The 17,060-nt window shown below is 68.7% G+C and carries 14 protein-coding genes; 11 read left to right on the top strand and 3 right to left on the bottom strand.

Annotated elements, in window-relative coordinates:
• Positions 1-17 precede the first annotated feature (17 nt).
• From WHX56_RS11505 to WHX56_RS11550, 10 genes are all read left to right on the top strand, one after another.
• Entirely contained in the window at positions 18-1,148 is a 1,131-nt protein-coding gene (locus tag WHX56_RS11505; protein ID WP_338881267.1) for an efflux RND transporter periplasmic adaptor subunit, read from the top strand.
• A 16-nt stretch (positions 1,149-1,164) separates the two neighbouring features.
• The gene (locus WHX56_RS11510; RefSeq protein WP_338881268.1) at positions 1,165-4,269 is read left to right on the top strand and encodes a MexW/MexI family multidrug efflux RND transporter permease subunit; all 3,105 of its coding nucleotides are present in this window, start codon (positions 1,165-1,167) and stop codon (positions 4,267-4,269) included.
• Positions 4,270-4,281: 12 nt separating this feature from the next.
• Entirely contained in the window at positions 4,282-5,724 is a 1,443-nt protein-coding gene (locus tag WHX56_RS11515; protein ID WP_338881269.1) for a TolC family protein, read from the top strand.
• A gap of 54 nt (positions 5,725-5,778) precedes the next feature.
• Complete coding sequence (locus WHX56_RS11520; RefSeq protein WP_129242913.1) at positions 5,779-6,456, top strand: helix-turn-helix transcriptional regulator; 678 nt, start codon at positions 5,779-5,781, stop codon at positions 6,454-6,456.
• Positions 6,453-7,349 (top strand): LysR family transcriptional regulator, encoded by an 897-nt coding sequence (locus WHX56_RS11525; RefSeq protein ID WP_129242911.1) that lies wholly within the window; start codon positions 6,453-6,455, stop codon positions 7,347-7,349. Before WHX56_RS11520 ends, WHX56_RS11525 begins: the two co-directional genes overlap by 4 nt.
• Positions 7,350-7,544: 195 nt before the next feature.
• The gene (locus WHX56_RS11530; protein WP_338881270.1) at positions 7,545-9,047 is read left to right on the top strand and encodes an ABC transporter substrate-binding protein; all 1,503 of its coding nucleotides are present in this window, start codon (positions 7,545-7,547) and stop codon (positions 9,045-9,047) included.
• 203 nt (positions 9,048-9,250) lie between these two features.
• Positions 9,251-11,050 (top strand): gamma-glutamyltransferase family protein, encoded by a 1,800-nt coding sequence (locus WHX56_RS11535; protein ID WP_129242907.1) that lies wholly within the window; start codon positions 9,251-9,253, stop codon positions 11,048-11,050.
• Between the two features lie 64 nt (positions 11,051-11,114).
• Positions 11,115-12,089 carry a diacylglycerol/lipid kinase family protein gene (locus WHX56_RS11540; RefSeq protein WP_338881271.1) on the top strand — a complete coding sequence of 325 codons (975 nt, stop codon included), beginning with the start codon at positions 11,115-11,117 and terminating at the stop codon, positions 12,087-12,089.
• On the top strand, positions 12,086-12,868 hold the full coding sequence (locus tag WHX56_RS11545; protein ID WP_338881272.1) for a metallophosphoesterase family protein: 783 nt from the start codon (positions 12,086-12,088) through the stop codon (positions 12,866-12,868). Before WHX56_RS11540 ends, WHX56_RS11545 begins: the two co-directional genes overlap by 4 nt.
• A 39-nt stretch (positions 12,869-12,907) precedes the next feature.
• Positions 12,908-13,675, top strand: a complete 768-nt coding sequence (locus WHX56_RS11550) for a phosphatase PAP2 family protein (RefSeq protein ID WP_338881273.1) — start codon at positions 12,908-12,910, stop codon at positions 13,673-13,675.
• Here the strand turns inward: WHX56_RS11550 and WHX56_RS11555 are convergent.
• Genes WHX56_RS11555 through WHX56_RS11565 form a run of 3 tightly spaced genes read right to left on the bottom strand, consistent with a single transcriptional unit; the run spans position 13,646 to position 15,134 of the window.
• Positions 13,646-14,083 (bottom strand): NAD(P)-binding domain-containing protein, encoded by a 438-nt coding sequence (locus WHX56_RS11555; RefSeq protein ID WP_129242895.1) that lies wholly within the window; start codon positions 14,081-14,083, stop codon positions 13,646-13,648. The genes WHX56_RS11550 and WHX56_RS11555 overlap by 30 nt on opposite strands.
• Complete coding sequence (locus WHX56_RS11560) at positions 14,080-14,523, bottom strand: PaaI family thioesterase (RefSeq protein WP_129242893.1); 444 nt, start codon at positions 14,521-14,523, stop codon at positions 14,080-14,082. The genes WHX56_RS11555 and WHX56_RS11560 overlap by 4 nt, the downstream gene beginning before the upstream one ends.
• The gene (locus WHX56_RS11565) at positions 14,520-15,134 is read right to left on the bottom strand and encodes a TetR/AcrR family transcriptional regulator (RefSeq protein WP_338881770.1); all 615 of its coding nucleotides are present in this window, start codon (positions 15,132-15,134) and stop codon (positions 14,520-14,522) included. The genes WHX56_RS11560 and WHX56_RS11565 overlap by 4 nt, the downstream gene beginning before the upstream one ends.
• 470 nt (positions 15,135-15,604) lie before the next feature.
• Between WHX56_RS11565 and WHX56_RS11570 the strand changes: the two genes are divergently transcribed.
• Positions 15,605-16,780: a porin gene (locus tag WHX56_RS11570; protein WP_129242889.1), complete on the top strand. Its 1,176-nt coding sequence runs from the start codon at positions 15,605-15,607 to the stop codon at positions 16,778-16,780.
• Positions 16,781-17,060: the final 280 nt, after the last annotated feature.

Genomic DNA, 17,060 nt, shown 5'->3' on the forward strand with positions numbered 1-17,060 from the left:
TAAATAGCGAGCGGATCATGAAGTCGAATTCAGGAGCGTGGACGGCGGGGGCCGTCGCACTGGCGGTGGCGCTGGGCGGCGGCCTGTACTGGAAGTACGGCGGCGCAAAGCAGAACGGCGGCTGGACCATGGCGCCGGCCAGGGTCGCCGTCGCGGCCGCCGAGCAGGCGGACTTTCCCATGGCCCTGGGCGGCATCGGCTCGCTGGAGGCCACGCGCCAGGTGCAGGTGGCGGCCGAGGTGGACGGCAGGGTGGCGCAGATCCTGTTCGCGCCGGGCGAAAGGGTGAAGGCCGGCCAGTTGCTGGTGCAGTTGAACGACGCGCCCGAACAGGGCGAACTGGCGCGGCTGCAGGCGCAGGCGCGCAATGCCCGCGCCCTGCTGGAACGCACCCGCCGCCTGCTGCCGCAGCAGGCGGCCACGCGCGAACAACTGGACCAGGCCCAGGCGGACTACGACCAGGCCGCGGGCGATATCAAGCGCGTGCAGGCGCTGATCGAGCAAAAGCGCGTCAAGGCGCCGTTCGACGGCGTGCTCGGCGTGCGGGGGGTGAACCTGGGGCAATTCGCCCGGGCGGGCGATCCGCTGGTGTCCCTGACCGACGGTTCCGTCATGTACGCCAACATCACGCTGCCCGAACAGGCCCTGGGCGCGCTGCGCGTCGGCCAGCCCGTGGCGGTGACGGTGGACGCCCATGCGGGGCGCGTCTTCGGCGGCGAGGTCACGACGGTGGAGCCGCAGGTGGATCCGGGCTCGCGCACCGTGCGCGTGCAGGCGACCCTGCCCAACGCCGACGGCGCCCTGGCGGCCGGGATGTTCGCGCATGGCGAAGTGGGCCTGCCCGCCCGGCCGGGCGTGATCACCGTGCCGGAAACCGCCGTCAGCTACAGCGCCTATGGCGATTCCGTCTATGTGCTGACGCCGCCCAAGCCGGGGCAGGAGCCCGCCGGGCCGACCGTGCGGCAGGCCTATGTGAAGACCGCGGAGCGCGTGCGCGGGCGCGTCGTCGTGACCGAAGGCCTGCAGGCCGGAGACCGGGTGGTAACCTCGGGCCAATTGCGCCTGCACAACGGCGCGGCGGTGGAGGTCGGCGCCGAGGACACGGTGGCGCTGGGCGGTTTGCCGCAAGCCGTGGCGCAGGCCCGGTGAGGGCGCGGGAGCGAACATGAAATTCACCGATCTTTTCGTGCGCCGGCCGGTGCTGGCCCTGGTGGTCAGCACCCTGATCCTGCTGCTGGGCCTCAAGGCCCTGAGCGGCCTGCCGGTGCGGCAGTACCCGCTGACCGAAAGCACCACCATCACGATCACCACGCAGTACCCGGGCGCTTCGCCCGACCTGATGCAGGGCTTCGTCACCCAGCCCATCGCGCAGTCGGTGGCCACCGTGGAAGGCATCGACTACCTGTCTTCGTCGTCCACCCAGGGGCGCAGCGCGATCACGGTGCGGATGAAGCTGAACGCCGACTCGAACAAGGCCATGACCGAGGTGATGGCCAAGGTCAACGAGGTCAAGTACCGGCTGCCGCGGGACGTCTACGATCCCGTGCTGGTGAAGTCCGCCGGCGAGGCGACCGCCGTGGCCTATGTGGGGTTCTCCAGTTCGACCCTGTCCCTGGCCGCGCTGACCGATTACCTGTCGCGGGTGGTGCAGCCGCAATTGTCGTCCATCGACGGCGTGGCCAGCGTGGAACTGTACGGCGGGCAGAAGCTGGCCATGCGGGTGTGGCTGGATCCGAACCGGATGGCCGCGCGCGGCATTTCCGCCGGCGAGCTGGCCGACGCCCTGCGCGAGAACAACGTGCAGGCCGCGCCGGGGCAGGCCAAGGGCCTGTACGTCGTGTCCAACATCCAGGTCAACACGGACCTGGTCAACGTGGCGGAATTCCGCGACATGGTCGTCAAGCGCGACGGCGACGCCATCGTGCGGCTGGGCGACGTGGCGACGGTGGAACTGGGCGCGGCGTCCACGGATTCCAGCGGCCTGATGGACGGCGAGCCGGCGGTGTACTTCGGCCTGAACGCCACGCCGGTGGGCAACCCGCTGGTCATCGTGAAGCGCCTGAACGAGCTGCTGCCCAACATCAAGCAGAACCTGCCTCCGGGCACCAGCGTGCAGGTGCCGTTCGAACTGGCCCGCTTCATCAGCGCGTCCATCGACGGCGTGGCGCATACGCTGATCGAGGCCATCGCCATCGTGGTGGCGGTGATCTTCCTGTGCCTGGGATCGCTGCGCGCCGTGCTGATCCCGGTGGTGACCATTCCCCTGTCCATGCTGGGCGGGGCGGCCATCATGGCCCTGTTCGGCTTCAGCGTGAACCTGCTGACCTTGCTGGCCATGGTGCTGGCGATCGGCCTGGTGGTGGACGACGCCATCGTGGTGGTGGAAAACGTGCACCGCCACATCGAGGAGGGCAAGTCGCCCGTGCGCGCCGCCCTCATCGGCGCGCGCGAGGTGGCCGGGCCGGTGATCGCGATGACGATCACGCTGGCCGCGGTCTATGCGCCCATTGGCCTGATGGGCGGCCTGACCGGCTCGCTGTTCAAGGAATTCGCCTTCACCCTGGCGGGCGCGGTGGTCGTCTCGGGCGTCATCGCGCTGACCCTGTCGCCCGTGATGAGCTCGTTCCTGCTGGACAGCCGCGTCTCCGAGGGTTGGATGGCGCGCCGGGCCGAGCATGTCTTCGGGCGCCTGGGCGACGCCTACGGCCGCTTGCTGGACGTGTCGCTGCACCACCGCTGGGTGACCGGCCTGGTCGCGGTGGCGGTGCTGGCGAGCCTGCCGTTCCTGTACAACGCCGCGCAGCGCGAACTGGCGCCGGTGGAGGACCAGTCCACCGTGCTGACCGCGATCAAGTCTCCGCAGCAGGCCAACATCGACTACGTGGAGAAGTTCGGCAAGAAGTGGGACGACGTGATGAAGACGCTGCCCGAACAGAACGGGCGCTGGCTGATCAACGGCTCCGACGGAGTGTCCAACAGCATCGGCGGCGTGGACTTCGTGTCCTGGGAACACCGCAAGCGTTCGGCCGACGAAATCCAGGCCGACATGCAATCGATGGCCAACCAGGTCGAGGGCAGCAACATCTTCGCCTTCCAGTTGCCGTCCCTGCCGGGCTCCACCGGCGGCTTGCCGGTGCAGATGGTCCTCATGAGCGCCTCGGACTATCCCGTGGTCTACGAGGCTATGGAAGGGCTGAAGAAGGCGGCGCGCGAGAGCGGCCTGTTCATGGTGGTCGACAGCGACCTGGACTACAACAATCCGGTCGTGCAGTTGAAGGTGGACCGGGCCAAGGCCAACAGCCTGGGCGTCACCATGAAGGCGATCGGCGACACGCTGGCCGTGCTGGTGGGCGAAAACTACGTCAACCGCTTCGGCATGGACGGGCGTTCCTATGACGTCATTCCTCAGAGCCTGCGCGAACAGCGCATTTCGCCCGAGTCGCTGGCGCGCTATTACGTCAAGAGCGCCAGCGGCGCGCAGGTGCCGCTGTCGAACATCGTGACGGTGTCCATGGGAGTTGAACCCAACAAGCTCACGCAGTTCAACCAGCTCAACGCCGCCACCTTCCAGGCGATTCCCATGCCGGGCGTCACCATGGGCGACGCGGTGCAGTTCCTGGCCCGGCAGGCGCAGGCGCTGCCCGCGGGCTTCAGCTACGACTGGCAGTCGGACGCGCGCCAGTTCACCCAGGAGGGGACGGCGCTGATGGTCACCTTCATCTTCGCCATCATCGTGATCTACCTGGTGCTGGCCGCGCAGTACGAAAGCCTGCGGGATCCGTTCATCATCCTGGTGAGCGTGCCCATGTCCATCTGCGGCGCGCTGATCCCGCTGGCGCTGGGCATGGCCACGGTCAACATCTATACCCAGATCGGGCTGGTGACGCTGATCGGCCTGATCAGCAAGCACGGCATCCTGATGGTGGAATTCGCCAACGAGATGCAGGTCAGCCACGGGCTGGACCGGCGCGCCGCCATGGAGCAGGCCGCCCGGATCCGCCTGCGCCCGATCCTGATGACGACCGCCGCCATGGTGATGGGGCTGATCCCGCTGCTGTTCGCCACCGGCGCCGGGGCGCACAGCCGCTACAGCCTGGGCCTGGTCATCGTGGTGGGCCTGCTGGTGGGCACGCTCTTCACGCTGTTCGTGCTGCCCACCGTCTACACCGTATTCGCCCGCGACCACCGGGCCGCGAACGACACGCCGCGCGCCCGGGAACTGGCGCTGGCGCAGGCCGAGGACGCCGTCGCGCCCGGCGTCTCCGCCTAGAAGGAACCGACCATGAACGATTTTTCCCTGTACCCGCGTCTGCGCGGCGCCGCCGCGGCGCTGCTGGCCGCGCTGGCGGCCGCCGGCTGCGCCGTCGGGCCCGATTACCAGGCGCCGCGGCCCCCGCCGGTTGCCCTGGCCAGCCCCGAGCAATCCCTATTCTCCACGGACCGGGTGCAGCGCGATTGGTGGAAACAGTTGCGGGACCCGCGGCTGGACCGTCTGATCGAACTGGCGCTTGCGCGCAACCTGGACATCCGCATCGCGCAGGCGCGCCTGGCCGAATCGCGGGCGGCGCTGGACGAAAAGGAGCTGGACCGGCTGCCCGCGGTCACGCTGGATGGCGGCTACGAGCGCAGCCTGTCCCAGGCCAACCCCGGCGCCGCCGGGCGGCGCAACCTGGCCGAAAGCTACCGGGCGGGCTTCGACGCCACCTGGGAACTGGACCTCTTCGGACGCCTGCGCCGGGCGGCCGAGGGCGCGGCGGCGCGCAGCGAGGTTCAGGCCGCGGACCTCGCCCAGGCCCGCATCGTGGTGGCCGCCGAGGTGGCGCGCAACTACTTCGAATTGCGCGGCGCCGAGCAGCGGCTGGCGGTGGCGCGCGCCAACCTGGCGAGCCAGCGCGACAGCCTGCGGGTCATCCAGGCCATGGTATCGGCGGGCCGCGGCGACGAAGGCGACCTGGCGAGCGCGCGGGCCGAACTGGAAACCGTGCAGGCCAGCGTGCCGGTGCAGATCGCGGCGCGGCGGCTGGCGCAGTACCGGATCGCGGTGCTGGCGGGCCTGAGGCCGGTGGAACTGGGCGAACTGGAGGCGAGCGGGCCGCTGGCCCCCCTGGATGTCCGCCTGCCGATCGGCGACGTGAGCGCCTTGTTGTCCCGTCGTCCGGACATCCGCGCGGCCGAGCAGGGCATGGCGGCGGCCAACGCGGACGTGGGCGTGGCGGTCGCGGAACTGTACCCGCGCATCGACCTCGGGGGATTCCTGGGCTTCATCGCGCTGCGCGGCGCGGACTTCGGCTCGGCGGCCAGCCGGGGATTCAGCGTGGCGGCCGGGGCGAACTGGCCCGCGTTCCACCTGCCCACGGCGCTGGCGCGCAAGCGCGGCGCGGTCGCCCGCTATGAAGGAGAGGCGGCGCGCTACGAACAGACCGTGCTGCGCGCGGTCGAGGAACTGGAATCGGCGCTGACCGAGTACGGGCAGACCCAGCAGCGCCTGGGCAGCCTGGCGCAGGCGGCCGCGCACAGCGGCAGGGCGGCCGAACTGGCGCAACTGCGCTACCGCGAAGGCGGCGCGCCCTATTTGACGGTGCTGGACGCGCAGCGTACGCTTTTGCGCGCCCAGGACGCCGTCGCCGTCGCGGAGACCGAGTCCTATACCCGCCTGATCGCGCTCTACAAGGCGCTGGGGGGCGGCTGGGAGGCGGGCGGGGAAGCCCCGGCCGCCCCGGGCTGACCGGCCGCCGCCGTTCGTGGCACCATAGGAAAACCTCCGGAGCATCATTCCCCCATGTCCGACAGCCTGTCTCATCCCGTCGCCTGGCCGCAGCAGCCCGCGGACCGCGTGCTCATGACCCTGAAGACGCGCGGCCCGCAGTCGGTCGCGGTCATCGCGAAGGCCATGGACGTGACGGCCGAGGCAGTGCGCCAGCAGATGGCCCGCCTGCACGCCGACGGGCTGGTCGATTCCGAAAGCCGCAGCGCCGGCCGGGGCCGGCCCACCCAGATCTGGTTCCTCACCGAGGCCGGCCATGCCCGCTTCCCGGACACGCATGCCGAGATGACGGTGCAGATGATCGGCGCCATACGCCAGGTATTCGGCGACGATGGCGTGGACAAGCTGATCCAGGTGCGCGAAGCCGCCATGCTGAGCAGCTACCGCGAGGCCATGCGGGGCGCCAGGAACCTGAAGGGCCGGCTGGAGCGCCTGGCGGAGATCCGCTGCGCGGAAGGCTATATGGCCGAACTGCGTAAGGAAGGCGCGGACTTCCTCTTCATCGAGAACCATTGCCCGATCTGTTCCGCGGCCAAGGCCTGTATGGGCTTTTGCCGCAGCGAACTCGACCTCTTCCACCTGGTGCTGGGCGACGATGTCCAGGTCCATCGCGAAGAGCACATCCTGACGGGCGCGCGCCGCTGCGCCTACCGGATCCGCGCGCGCGATCGTGACGGGCGCGCCCGGGCATGACCCTCAAGCAACTCGAAGCCTTCTACTGGGCCGCCACCTGCGCAAGTTTCGCGGTGGCCGCCGAACGCCTGCACCTGTCGGTGTCTTCGCTGTCCAAGCGCATCGCCGAACTCGAGGAGGCGCTTGGCCAGCCGTTGTTCGACCGCAGCGGGCACAAGGCGGTGCTGACCGACGCCGGCCAGCGCCTCTTGCCGCAGGCGCGCGACCTGCTGGCCGCGGCCGAGCGGGTGCGGGCCTCGCTCGCGGAAAGTCCGGGGCTGCGCGGCCGCTGCCGTTTCGGGGTGGGCGAACTGACCGCGCTGACCTGGCTGCCCCGCCTGATCCGGGGCGTGCGCGCGGCCTACCCGGACCTGGTGCTGGAACCCTATGTGGACATCGGGCAGGTGCTGGAACAGCGCGTGGCCGACGGCGAACTGGATTTCGCGGTGATCGCCGGCCGCTCGTCGCGGCCGGGCATCGCGTCCGAGCCCATCGGCCAGGCCGGCTTCTCCTGGGCCGCCTCGCCGGCCGTGCTGGATGGCGCCGTCCGCATGGTCCCCGAACTGCTGGAGCGCCTGCCGCTGGTGACGCTGCCGGCGGGGGCGGGCACCACGCGCATCATCGACGACTGGCTCGCGGGCCGGCACGCCGGCGGCGAACGCCTGTGCTGCAACAACTGGGGCGCGGTGGTCGGGCTGCTGATCGAAGGCACCGGCGTCGGGCTGCTGCCCAGCCATTGGGCCAGGGCGCTCCAGGCCGAAGGCAGCCTGCGCCTGCTGGACTGCGAGCCCGCCCTGGCGGCCTTGCCCTACGCCTTCCAGTACCGGCGCGACGACACCCGGCCGCTGGTCGGCAAGCTGCGCGACGAGGTCCGGGCCGCCGTGGATTTCTCGGCGCCCTGCCGGATTCCCTGACCGCCGGGGGAAATTTAGGCTTCCGACAGCCCCGCTCTATACAATCGCTGCGCGCCTGGCGCAGAATCCAACAAGAACGTGCGCGGCGGGGGATGGACCCGGCGGCGCGGCACGGCTCGGGTCTGTTCCTCCATGCCGGGCGGCGTGCCGGCGGCGCGCGGGGAAGCAGGCCGACCTGAATCGACGGAGATATTCATGCGTAAACTTTGCCTTGCCATGGCCATGGCGGGAATGCTGGCCGGCGGATTGGCGCAAGCCCAGTCCACCCTGCGTATCGGCCTGCAGGACGATCCCGATGTGCTGGACCCGGTGCGCGCCCGCACTTTCGTCGGCCGCATCGTCTTCGCCTCGCTGTGCGACAAGCTGGTGGAGATCACGCCGGACCTGAAGATTGTGCCGCAACTGGCGCAATCCTGGACCATCAGCCCCGACAACAAGGTGCTGACGTTCAAGCTGCGCACGGACGCCGTCTTCCATGACGGCACGCCGATGAACGCGGCGGCCGTCAAGGCCAACCTGGACCGCGCCCGGACCCTGCCCGACAGCAACCGCAAGAGCGAACTGGCCACGGTGGCCAGCGTCGAGGCGCCGGACGCCCAGACCGTCGTGCTGAACCTGTCCGAGCCGGACGCTTCCCTGCTGTCGCAGTTGTCGGACCGCGCCGGGATGATGATGTCGCCCGCCACCTTCGACAAGGATCCGGGCGGCAAGCCTGTCTGCTCGGGTCCGTACCAATTCAAGGAGCGCGTGCAGAACGACCGCATCGTGCTCGAGAAATTTCCCAAATACTGGGATGCGGCCAACTACCACTTCGACCGCCTGGTCTACACGCCGATCCCCGACAACACGGTGCGCCTGAACAACCTGCGCGCCGGCGACCTGGACATCATCGAACGCGTGGCGCCCAGCGACGCCAAGGCCGTGAAGGACGACAAGAACCTGCGCCTGGCGCCGGTGACGGGCCTGGGCTTCCAGGCGATCTCGGTCAACCTGGCCAATGGCGCCCGCGCCGACAATCCGCTGGCCAAGGACAAGCGCGTGCGCCAGGCGCTCGACCTGGCGATCGACCGCGACGTGCTGAACCAGGTGATCGGCGAGGGCATGTTCCAGCCCGCCTACCAGCCGTTCCCGCCGGCCAGCTTCGCCTACAACACCGCTTTCGAGCACAAGGGCCGCGATCCCAAGAAGGCGCAGGCCCTGCTGAAGGAAGCCGGCTTCGACCGCGTCAAGTTCGAGATCACCTTCGGCAACAACACGACCATGCAGCAGGTGTTCGAGCTGGTGCAGGCCATGGGCGCCGAAGCGGGCTTCGACATCACCCTGCGTCCGGTGGAATTCGCGTCGCTGCAGTCCTCGCTCGCCCGCGGCGATTTCGAGGTGGGCCAGAGCGGCTGGTCCGGCCGGGTCGACCCCAGCGGCAACATCCACCAGTACCTGAGCTGCAAGGGCAACCTGAACGACGGCAAGTTCTGCGACCCCGCCGTGGACAAGCTGCTCAACGACGCCCGCGCCGAATCCGACAACGCCAAGCGCCGCGCCCTGTACGACCAGGTGCTCGCGGCCATGCAGGACCAGCGCCCCATCGTCTACCTGTTCTACCTGCCGTGGACCTTCGGCGTGCAGAAGAAACTGGAAGGCTTCGTGCCTTATCCCGACGGTTTGATCCGTCTGAAGGGCGTAACCGTCGCCAAGAAGTAAATCAGTCAGGTCCGGTGTCTGGCACCCGGCGAGCGCCGTCGCGGATCGACGCGCGTCTCGTGGGAGTGCCAGACACTGCGTATCTCTATCGGGGTCCTTCCTGATGTTTGACACCTTTTGTGAGGTAGAACGTGGATATGCCATCCAGCGCGCCGCATGCGCAAGTGAACAACAGTACCTACGTAGCGGGCAGGGGGTGAGCCATGTTCACGACTCGCCCGGAAATCCTCGGCACCTTCGGTGTCGTGACCTCCACCCATTGGCTGGCCAGCGCGGCCGGCATGTCGCTTCTTGAGCGCGGCGGCAATGCCTTCGACGCCTGCGTCGCCTCGGCCTTCGTGCTGCAGGTGGTCGAGCCCCACCTGGTGGGCCCGGCCGGCGAAGTGCCCGCCGTGTTCTATTCCGCGCGCACCGGCCGCGTCGAGGTCCTGTGCGGCCAAGGCACCACGCCGGCCGCGGCCACGCTGGAACGCTACCGCGCCGAAGGCCTGAAGCTCATCCCCGGCAACGGCCTCCTGGCCACCGTCATCCCGGGCGCCTTCGACGCCTGGATGCAGCTATTGCGCGACCACGGCACGATGCGCGTGCGCGACGTGCTCGAACCCGCTATCTATTATGCGGAGCACGGCCACGCGCTGATGCCGCGCATCTCCAACACCATCGCCGGCCTGAAGGACTTTTTCGAGACCCATTGGCCGACGACGGCCCAGGTCTACGTGCCGGGCGGCAAGGTGCCCGAAGCCCGCAAGCTGTTCCGCAATCCGGCGCTGGCCCGCACCTGGACCCGCGTGCTGAAGCAGGCCGAAAGCGCAGGTTCGGACCGCGAACGCCAGATCGAGGCGGCGCGCGATGCCTTCTACCGCGGCTTCGTGGCCGAAGAAATCGACAAGTTCGCGCGCGGCACCGACGTCATGGACGAGAGCGGCTCCACCCACCGGGGCGTCATCACCGCCGACGACCTGGCGGGCTGGTCCGCCAGCTACGACACGCCGGTCACCTACGACTACCACGGCTATACCGTGGCCAAGGCCGGTTCCTGGAGCCAGGGGCCGGTCTTCCTGCAGACCCTGGCGCTGCTCAAGGACATGGACCTGGCCGGCGTCGGCCCGACCAGCGCCGAGTTCGTGCACCGGGTCACGGAAGCCATGAAGCTGGCCTTCGCCGACCGCGAGGCCTATTACGGCGATCCGGCTTTCGTCGACGTGCCGCTGGACCACCTGCTGTCCGACGCCTACAACGCCGAACGCCGCGCGCTGATCGGCGAGACGGCGTCGCAGGACCTGCTGCCCGGCCAGGTGCCCGGCTTCGAGGCGCAGGTGGCGCGGGTCATGGACACGCTGGAGCGCCTGTCGCAGGTCTCCGCGCCCGGCAGCGCCACCAACGAGCCCACGCTGGCCGACATGCGCGCCTCCGCCAAGCGCGGCGACACCACGCACGTGGACGTCATCGACCGCTGGGGCAACATGATCTCGGCCACGCCGTCGGGCGGATGGTTCCAGTCGTCGCCGGTGATCCCCGAACTGGGATTCGGCCTCAACACCCGCGCTCAGATGTTCTGGCTGGAAGAGGGCCTGCCCGGCACGCTGGCGCCGGGCAAGCGTCCGCGCACCACGCTGACGCCGTCGCTGGCGCTGCGCGACGGCAAGCCCTACCTGGCGTTCGGCACGCCGGGCGGCGACCAGCAGGAACAATGGCAATTACTGTTCTTCCTGCGCCACGTGCACCACGGGCTGAACCTGCAGGAAGCGATCGACCTGCCCATGTCCCACACCATGCATTTCCCCACGTCGTTCTATCCCCGGGACCGCAAGCCCGGGCATCTGGCGGTGGAGGCCAGCTTCGGGGCCGAGGTCATCGAGGCGCTGCGCCAGCGCGGGCACCGGATCGAACAGGTGCCCGAGTGGTCGGTCGGCCGCCTGACCGCGGCGTCGCGCGATGCCGACGGCCTGCTGCACGCGGCCGCCACGCCGCGCCTGATGCAGGCCTACGCCATCGGCCGCTGATCCGCCGCGACCCGGGCCGCGGGCTTTGTTGCGGCGCTTTGCCGGCATGGGGTATGTTTGACCCATGACGCCATCCCAGCAGAGCCCCGCGGCGGGGGTCCGATCCCTGACGGGACAAGAACCGCTCTTCATCGTCCTCAACACCGGATCGGGGCGCGGCGACGCGCAGGCGCTGCAGGACACCGTGCGCCGCATCCTCGATGCGGCCGGACGGCGCTACCAGTTGATCCCCGTGGAAGACCCGTCCCGGCTGGCCGAATCGGCCCGGGCCGCGGTCCGGCGCGCGCAGGACGAGCAGGGCGTCGTGATCGCCGCGGGCGGCGACGGCACGCTCAGCGCGGTCGCCGGCGCCGTGCTGGGCCAGGGCGTGCCGTTCGGCATCCTGCCCCAGGGCACCTTCAATTACTTCGGCCGCAGCTACGGCATTTCCCAGGACACGGAAACGGCCTTGCACGGTTTCCTGCAAGGCCAGCCCAGGCCGGTGCGGGTCGGCCTGCTCAACGGCCGGCTGTTCCTGGTCAACGCCAGCCTGGGCCTGTATCCGCAATTGCTCGAAGACCGCGAGGCCTACAAACAGAAGTACGGCCGCAGCCGCCTGGTCGCCCTGTGGTCGGGCCTGGTCACGCTGCTGCGCGCGCCGCGCCAGTTGACCCTGATGCTCGACTACGAAGGCAAGGCCCGCAGCCTGCGGTCCCCCACCTTGGTGGTGGGCAACAACAAGCTCCAGCTCGAACACGTCGGCATCCCTTCCGAGGAACTCGGCCAGGACCGCCTGATCGCCATGGCCGCGCGGCCGGTCGGCACCCTGGCGCTGTATGGCCTGCTGCTGCGCGGGCTGGCCAGCCGGCTGGGCGACGCGGAGCATGTCGTCAGTTTCGCCTTCGACCGCCTGACGGTGGGCGTGCGGGGGCGCCGGCGCGTCAAGGTGGCGATGGACGGCGAAATCTCCTGGATGGATACGCCGCTGGAATTCAAGGTGGCGGCCGACCGGCTGCCGCTGGTGGTGCCGGCGGACCCCCAATACCTGGACCGTTCATGACGCGCATCCTGCATCTTTCCGACACCCACTTCGGCACGGAACGCAAACCCGTCGTCGAGGCGGCGCTGGACCTGGCCCGCTCGCTCGCGCCCGACCTGGTCGTGCTCAGCGGCGACATCACGCAGCGCGCGCGCCGCGGCCAGTTCGCCGCCGCCCGCAAATTCATCGAGCGCCTGTCGCTGCCGGTGCTGGCCGTGCCGGGCAACCACGACATTCCCCTGTTCAACCTGTTCGCGCGCGCGCTCAATCCCTACGGCAACTACAAGCGGGCGCTGGGCGCGGTGCTGGAACCGGTGTTCGAGAACGACGGCCTGCTTGCGATCGGCGTGAACACGACCCGGCCGCGGCGGCGCAAGGACGGCGAGATCTCGGGCGGGCAGATCGCCCGCGTCGCCCAGCGCCTGCGCCAGGCCCGGCCCGGGCAGTTGCGCGTCGTGGTGGCGCACCACCCGGTCCGCGCCAAGGTGGAATCGGACCTGTCCAACCTGCTGATCGGGCGCGAGCACGCGCTGGACGCCTGGAAACAGGCCGGGGTCGACCTGGTCCTGGGCGGCCACATCCATCTGCCCTACGTGCTGCCGCTGGACCCGTCGGCGCCGGCCGGCGGCTGGATCGTGCAGGCCGGGACCGCCTGCTCGCATCGCGTGCGCGGCAACGTTCCCAACTCGGTGAACGTCATCGCCCGCGACGGGGAGGGCGGCTGCCATGTCGAGCGTTGGGATTACGCTGCCGGGACGCATGCGTTTGCACCGGTCGACAGGACGCTGGTCGCGTTGTAGCGTGGCCTGCGGCGGGAATCTCTTCATGGGCGCTTGCAAATGACCGATGTCTATGCGGCGTGGGCCGCGGGCCACGCCCTGCTGCTGTTCATCGCGCTGCCGCTCCTGAGCGGCGCGGGGGCGCTGCTGTTCGCGCGCTGCTATCCGGGCTTGTCGCGCCGCGGCCGCGCCGCGTGCTTCGCGCTCGGCACCTGCGCCTCGTTCGCGCTGTTCCTGGCCCTGGCCCGCGCGGTGGGGCGCCAAAGCGCCGTGGTGGAATTCGACAAGGCCCTGGCCGGCGCCCTGAGCATGTCCATGCCGGTCCCCCTGTTGTGGCTGCTGTCGTGGTTCACCTACCTGGGCGACCGGAACTTCCTCACGGGCGTGAGCGTGCTGATGACGCTGTTCCTGCTCTGGAACCGGCAATGGGGGCTGGCGGTGTTCTGCGCCGTGGCCACCGGGGCGGGAGGCGCGCTCAACTGGCTGCTCAAGCACGGTTTCGAGCGGATCCGCCCGGACCACGACCACGGTTATGCCAGCGCGGCGGGATGGAGCTTTCCCAGCGGCCACTCCTCGGCCGCCATGACGGTCTACGGAGCGGCCTGCTACCTATTGTGGCGGCTGGCGCCGCCGGCCTGGCGGCTGCCGGGCATCGCGATCCTGGCGGCGCTCATCATGGCGATCGGACTCAGCCGCATCCTGCTGCAGGTCCATTTCGCCAGCGACGTGCTTGCCGGCTTCGCGGTCAGCCTGGGCTGGCTGGCGCTGTGCGTGGCGGCGGCGCGGCGCTGGGGCGCGTCAGGCGACGAGCGCCAGCGCCTTCAATAGGCGCGCCTCGGCGGCGCCGGCGGCCGAGGCCGCCTGCAGGGGCGCGCAGGCGTAGCGGCCGCCCGCCGCGACAATCGCCTGGTCCAGCCTGCGCGCGCGCTCGGCGGACGGCGGTTCCAGGTCCACGATCAGCTTGCCGGCCACGGGCGCCGTGACGTTGCCGTCGCTGAAGCGCTCCAGCGTGCGGTCGATCTCGCGCTCGCGCGGCAAGGCCAGCACGATGGTGTCCGATTCCGCCAGCGCCTCGCGCGCGGACGTGGCCAGGGTGGCGCTGCCGCGAAAGTCCTCGCAACGGTCCGGTTCGATGTCGTAGAGGGTCAGCGCGATGTCCGGCTCGGCCTCCAGAAGGCGCCGGGCGGCCCGCGTGCCGGTGCTTCCCATGCCGACGATGCTGACGCGCAGGTTCATGGCTTGGGCACCGACCAGGTGCTCACGATATGGGCGAGGGGCTCGTCCGAGCCTTCGCCGGTCAGGATGACTTCCCCCGCGGACAGCCGGCCCACCTTGAGCAGCCGGGCGTCGGCGTAGATCGCGCCGGCGGGGCTCTTGCGCAGGAAATTGATCGTCAGGCTGGCCGTGACGGCATGCGCCTGGCCGGTGGCGCCCACCACCGCGGCGTACATCGTCAGGTCGGCCAGGCCCATCAGCATCGGGCCGGCGACGATGCCGCCCAGCCGCTGGTGGGCATCGCGCGCGGGCAGCACGGCGCGGGCCGTGCCATGGCCGATGCGCAGCACGTCGATGCCGAGCAGCATCGAGAAGGGATGCTGGTCCGCCAGCAGGATATGGAAATCGGCCAGGCTGATCAGCGGGGCCTCGGTCCGGGTGTCCAGGTCGGTTGCGGTCATCGTTGTTCCAGGGCGTGGCAGTAGTTGTCCAGCAGCGCCTCCGCGCGCTGGCCCAGGGATTTCAGGCGATGGGTGTGCTGCAGGAGCAGCAGCCCCATCAGGTAAGTGAAGAGGTTCATCTGTTCGACCTCGACCGTGGCGGCCTCCCAGGACTTGGTCCTGGAGAGGGCCAGGCCCAGCAGGTCCACGCACTGGCGCAGGCGGGCATTGAGCCGTTCGTCCATGTCGCGGCCCAGCCCGCGCGGCCCCAGTCCCTGGAACAGGTACATGCCCAGCGAGAAATCGGTCCGGCGCTCGGCGTAATAGCCGAAAAAGGCGTGGATCGCGCCGCGCGCGGCGGTCCGGGCGTCGCCCGTGGCGGCGGCCTCGCTCAGGCAGGCGTGCAGCCGCTGCAGCGATTCCTCGAGCAGCGCGCCATAGATGGTCTCCTTGCCGGCGAACCAGGGGTAGATGGCGCCGGTGGTGCAGCCGGCCTCCGCGGCGATCGCGCGGATCGTCGTCTTTTCCAGGCCGTCGCGTTCGAATACGCGCTGGGCGGCGTCGAGGATGAGCTGCCGGCGCAGGGCGTTCAGGCGTTCACTGCGGCCGGAGCGGGCGGAAGGAGAGGGCATGGCGCGGGGCGAGAGGATCGACACGCTCGATCATATCGGCGATTTTTATTCATAACAATGTTATTTTCCGGCTTCCCGCCGCTCGCCCTCTTATGGGGCGGCCCGGAAGGCCGGCGAGGGCGAATGGCGCTTGCGGGTCGCGCCGGAGGGCGGACAGGAGGGCGGGAAATACGGTGGAAGGGCGGACGCCGGAAATGGCCAGATAATTAGGGGCAGGGCTGAAAGTCGCATGAATAGGACCTGTCCTGATTCGTAAGGGTAAGCCCCTAGCGCACTCGGCGGGCGGCCGGCGAGATGTTGCAATATCCCAACAAGCCTGTCGCAAACCTGCACTTTTCTGATGCCGACCATAGCCAGTCCCCCTGATTTTTGATGCAATAGCGTCAACTTCCCTTCGCGGAGTTAGGGGGGCGGCAGGCTGGTTTGCTGGATTGCTGCTCTTGTCACTCAAATCAACGGAGATTTCTTAAATGAAAAAGACTCTGCTCGCTGCCGCCCTGCTCGCCGGTTTTGCCGGTGTCGCCCAGGCAGAAACGTCTGTCACCCTGTACGGTATTATCGATACCGGTATCGGCTACAACAAGGTTAAGGGTCCGGATGGCTACAGCGCCAGCCGTGTTGGCATGATCAACGGCGTGCAGAACGGTTCGCGCTGGGGTCTGCGTGGTTCGGAAGATCTGGGTGATGGCCTGCGCGCTGTTTTCCAACTGGAATCGGGCTTTGATTCGGGCAACGGCAACTCCGCTCAAGGTGGCCGTCTGTTCGGTCGTCAAGCCACGATCGGTCTGGCCAGCGATAGCTGGGGTCAACTGGACTTCGGTCGCCAAACCAACATCGCGTCGAAGTACTTCGGCTCGATCGACCCGTTCGGCGCCGGCTTCGGTCAAGCTAACATCGGCGTTGGCCTGAGCTCGACCAACACCGTCCGCTACGACAACATGGTCATGTACCAAACCCCGTCGTTCAGCGGCTTCCAGTTCGGCATCGGCTACTCGTTCAGCGCCGACGACACCAAGACGACCAAGGACGGCTGGGTCAATGATCCGGTTACCGGCACCCCGACGTGGACCCGCAACGGCGCCCCGGGCCAAGTTGGCTTCCGCACCGCCGACAACACCCGCGCCATCACGGCTGGCCTGCGCTACACGAACGGCCCCCTGAACGTCGCTCTGTCGTACGACCAACTGAACGCCGCGAACACCCTGTCGCAAGCTGCCGTCGATGCTACCCCGCGTAGCTACGTCATCGGTGGTTCGTACGACTTCGAAGTGGTCAAGCTGGCTCTGGCCTACGGTCGCACGACCGACGGCTGGTTCGGCGGTCAAGGCAGCGTGACGGGTTCGGGCATCCCGGGCTTCGGCGGCAACATCTTCGCTGACGGCTTCAAGTCGAACTCCTACCTGCTGGGTCTGTCGGCCCCCATCGGCGGCGCCAGCAAGCTGTTCGGTTCGTGGCAAATGGTTGACCCGTCGAACGACAAGCTGACGGGCGGCGACGAGAAGATGAACGTCTTCTCGCTGGGCTACACCTACGACCTGTCCAAGCGCACCAACCTGTACGCTTACGGTTCGTACGCCAAGAACTACGCCTTCATCGACGAAGTCAAGTCGACCGCCGTCGGCGTCGGCATCCGCCACCGCTTCTAATCCACAGCAGGGCGCAAGTCCTGCCTGGATTCAAAGCGTGCGAACGGGCTTCGGCCCGTTCGCATGAAGCCACCCTTCGGGGTGGTTTTTTTTCGTCTTGCCGCCGGGTTTTCGGGGTTGGGCGAGGCGTGGTTGGATCAAGTGTTGTAAGCTTGCCTTGTTGTTCCGAAAGCAGCGACTGTTCCATTTGAGGAATGCTGTCTTTCACCTGCTGTTCAAGCTACAGAGTTCAGCCAGAAGTAACCACGCGAATGCTACAATCCTAAGGTTTGCGCATTTG

Source organism: Achromobacter veterisilvae, assembly GCF_037619525.1.
In the GTDB taxonomy this organism is placed as follows: Bacteria; Pseudomonadota; Gammaproteobacteria; order Burkholderiales; family Burkholderiaceae_B; genus Achromobacter; species Achromobacter veterisilvae.